The organism is Kitasatospora sp. NPDC059571 (assembly GCF_042735675.1).
Classification (GTDB): domain Bacteria; phylum Actinomycetota; class Actinomycetes; order Streptomycetales; family Streptomycetaceae; genus Kitasatospora.
The window spans coordinates 1-3,457 of record NZ_JBHWBW010000656.1; the positions used below are offsets into that span (position 1 = coordinate 1).

The 3,457-nt window shown below is 70.6% G+C and carries 4 protein-coding genes; 1 reads left to right on the forward strand and 3 read right to left on the reverse strand.

The window, feature by feature from the left end; all coding sequences use genetic code 11:
* Positions 1-7: 7 nt before the first annotated feature.
* Positions 8-1,423 (reverse strand): type I glutamate--ammonia ligase, encoded by a 1,416-nt coding sequence (gene glnA, locus ACFV0G_RS37355; protein ID WP_380557659.1) that lies wholly within the window; start codon positions 1,421-1,423, stop codon positions 8-10.
* Between the two features lie 259 nt (positions 1,424-1,682).
* On the opposite strand from glnA, the gene ACFV0G_RS37360 reads away from it, so the two are divergent.
* Positions 1,683-2,150, forward strand: a complete 468-nt coding sequence (locus ACFV0G_RS37360; protein WP_380557661.1) for an RDD family protein — start codon at positions 1,683-1,685, stop codon at positions 2,148-2,150.
* A gap of 99 nt (positions 2,151-2,249) precedes the next feature.
* On the opposite strand, the gene ACFV0G_RS37365 is transcribed toward ACFV0G_RS37360, so the two are convergent.
* Together ACFV0G_RS37365 and ACFV0G_RS37370 are read right to left on the reverse strand one after the other, a co-directional pair.
* Positions 2,250-2,939, reverse strand: a complete 690-nt coding sequence (locus ACFV0G_RS37365; protein ID WP_380557664.1) for a DUF4191 domain-containing protein — start codon at positions 2,937-2,939, stop codon at positions 2,250-2,252.
* Between the two features lie 70 nt (positions 2,940-3,009).
* Complete coding sequence (locus tag ACFV0G_RS37370; protein ID WP_380557667.1) at positions 3,010-3,252, reverse strand: hypothetical protein; 243 nt, start codon at positions 3,250-3,252, stop codon at positions 3,010-3,012.
* Positions 3,253-3,457: the final 205 nt, after the last annotated feature.

Genomic DNA, 3,457 nt, shown 5'->3' on the forward strand with positions numbered 1-3,457 from the left:
GGGGTGCTCAGAGGTCGAAGTAGAGCTCGAACTCGTGCGGGTGCGGGCGCAGGGAGATCGGGGCGATCTCGTTGGTGCGCTTGAAGTCGATCCAGGTCTCGATGAGGTCCGGGGTGAAGACGCCGCCCGCGAGCAGGTACTCGTGGTCGGCCTCCAGGGCCTCCAACACGGCCGGCAGCGAGGACGGGACCTGCGGCACCGCCGCGTGCTCGTCGGGCGCCAGCTCGTACAGGTCCTTGTCGACCGGCTCCAGCGGCTCGATCTTGTTCTTGATGCCGTCCAGGCCGGCCATCAGCATGGCGGAGAAGGCCAGGTAGGGGTTGGAGGACGGGTCGGGCGCGCGGAACTCGATGCGCTTGGCCTTGGCGTTGGAGCCGGTGATCGGGATGCGGATCGCGGCCGAGCGGTTGCGCTGCGAGTAGACCAGGTTGACCGGGGCCTCGAAGCCGGGCACCAGGCGGTGGTAGGAGTTCACCGAGGGGTTGGTGAAGGCGAGCAGCGAGGGCGCGTGCCGCAGCACGCCGCCGATGTAGTAGCGGGCGATGTCGGACAGGCCCGCGTAGCCCTGCTCGTCGTAGAACATCGGCGAGCCGCCGCTCCACAGCGACTGGTGCACGTGCATGCCGGAGCCGTTGTCGCCGAAGATCGGCTTGGGCATGAAGGTGGCGGTCTTGCCCGCCCGCCAGGCGACGTTCTTGATGATGTACTTGAACAGCATCAGGTCGTCGGCGGCGTGCAGCAGGGTGTTGAACTTGTAGTTGATCTCCGCCTGGCCGGCCGTGCCGACCTCGTGGTGCTGGCGCTCGACCTGGAGGCCGGCGGCGGCGAGCTCCAGCGACATCTCGGCGCGCAGGTCGGCGAAGTGGTCGACCGGCGGGACGGGGAAGTACCCGCCCTTGTACTTGACCTTGTAGCCGCGGTTGCCGCCCTCCTCGATCCGCCCGGTGTTCCAGGCGCCGGCGACCGAGTCGATGTGGTAGTACGAGGCGTTGGCGCTGGTCTCGTAGCGGACCTCGTCGAAGACGTAGAACTCGGCCTCCGGGCCGAAGTACGCGGTGTCGGCGATGCCGGAGGAGGCGAGGTACGCCTCGGCCTTCCGGGCGACGTTGCGGGGGTCGCGGCTGTAGGCCTCGCCCGTGATCGGGTCCTGGATGAAGAAGTTGATGTTCAGGTGCTTCTCGGCGCGGAACGGGTCGAGTCGCGCCGTCGCCAGGTCGGGCACGAGCGCCATGTCGGACTCGTGGATGGCCTGGAATCCGCGGATCGACGAGCCGTCGAACATCAGCGTCTCGGACGGGTCGAAGGTCGACGCAGGCACGGAGAAGTGCTGCAGGACGCCCGGCAGGTCGCAGAACCGGACATCGACGAACTTGATGTCGTTGTCGGCGATGTACTGCTTGACCTCGTCGGCGTTGGTGAACATCGATCCTCCTCAGCGTGCGGGTATCGGCTCACCGTAGGAGCCGCCCGTTTCCCATTGGTGACTCAGTCGTTTCCTGCATGTTAACCAGACCCGTCCGTCGGGGTGGCAAACACGTACGGTTTCGGGCAAATCGCCTCGCCCGGGCCGGGGGTGGCCGACAAGTGGTCCAGACCACTTGTCGTCGGCGTGGCGACACGTTTCACCCCGCCGGGGGGAGGCCGCCGAAGATCGCCCGTAACGCCCGGATACTGTGGATTTCGTGGATACCAGAGAAGCGTTGGGATCGTGGATCGACGGCCCGAAGGCGGCCGCCGAGAAGATGGGTGCCGACTTCGGCCACCGCGGCGAGCGCCTCGGCCTGCCGAAGGAGGGCTCCGGCTCGGCCGCCGGCCCCGGCCGCCGGCTCGGCGCCCTGTTCGTCGACGGCTGGCTGTGCAGCCTGGTCGCCTACGGCCTGCTCGCGCACGGCGACCGCGTCGAGGCCAACCTCTGGACGACCCCGCTCTTCTACGTGGTCGCCGTCGTCCTGCTCTCCACCACCGGCACCACCATCGGCAAGCGGCTGTTCGGCCTGCGGGTCGTCCGCCTGGACGGCAGCCGCGCCACCATCCCGCAGGTGCTGCTGCGCACCCTGCTGCTCTGCCTGGTCGTCCCGGCGGTGGTCTGGGACCGCGACGGCCGCGGCCTGCACGACAAGGCGGTCGGCACGGTCGAGGTCAGGATCTGACCGCCCCCCGAGCCGCCGGCGCCCGCGGCGCCGGACGTCGAACGGCCCCGCTGCGAGAGGATCGCGGCGGGGCCGTGGTGTGTCGTGCGGGGGAGCGGGTCAGCGGGCCTGGCCGCCCTTGGGCATCCGGGCGCCCTTGGGCATCGGGCCCTTGGGGATCGGCGCCTTGGAGAGCAGGTCGCCCAGCGCGCGCAGCCGGTCGTTGGTCTCGGTGACCTGCGCCGGGGTGATCGACCGGGGCAGGCGCATCAGGTGGACCTGGAGCTTCTTCAGCGGGACCTCGCCCTCGCCGTCACCCACCATGATGTCGTGCACCGGGATGTCGCCGACGACCCGCGCCATCTTCTTCTTCTCGGCCGCGAGCAGCGGGCGCACCCGGTTCGGGTTGCCCTCGCCGATCAGCGCGATGCCGGGGCGGCCGACCGCGCGGTAGACCGCGTCCTGGTTGCGGGTCACCGCGACCGGGGTCGGGTTGGCGTTCCAGCCGCGCCGGATGTTGTTCAGCACCGCCGCGACGGCGCCCGGCTGGCCCTCCATCTGCCCGAAGGCGGCCCGCTCGGCCCGGCGCCCGAAGACCACGGCCATCGCCAGGAACGCCACGACGAAGCCGAGGATGCCCAGGTAGATGGGGTGGCCGATCGCGAAGCCGATGGCGAGGAACACGCCGAAGGTGATGAGGCCGACGCCGGCGATGATCAGGCCGATCTTGGTGTCGACCTTCTTGGTCATGGTGTACGCCAGACGGATCTGCTTCAGCCGTCCGGGGTTCTCGGATGTTTCCCTCGCCATGGGCCTCATGGTACGTGGCGGGGGGGCGGTATATCCAAGGGCGGTGCCCCGGCGCCCGCGCGCCGGGTGCTCAGGCCCCCTTGCGGCCGACCGGTGCGGGCGCGGCGGGGTCGCCGGACAGGCCCGCGCCGGACCCGTCGAGCTCCCGCTCCGCCGCGTGCCGCCGGTTCTCGCAGACCGCGGCCCAGGCGTTCTGCCGGGCCTGCCGCTGCCCGCCGGCCAGCAGGACCCGCTCGGCGTACCGCAGGGCGCCGCCCACCGACCGCATCCGGGTCGGGACGAGGCCTCGCGGCACTCCGTTCACTGCCCCCATGCTCAACAGCTCCCCTCATGACCGGGTGGACGCCGATGTGACCAGCATCGCCCGGGGGTGTTACCGATCGGTGACCTGCCCGTCAAAGTCGCATGAAAGCCGCGCAACGGCAAGGCGGAACGCCCGGGGGGGCGGGGGGGGGGGGGCCCCCCCCCCACCCCACCCCCCCCCAGACCCAGACCCACCCCCACCCCCCCCGGCCGCC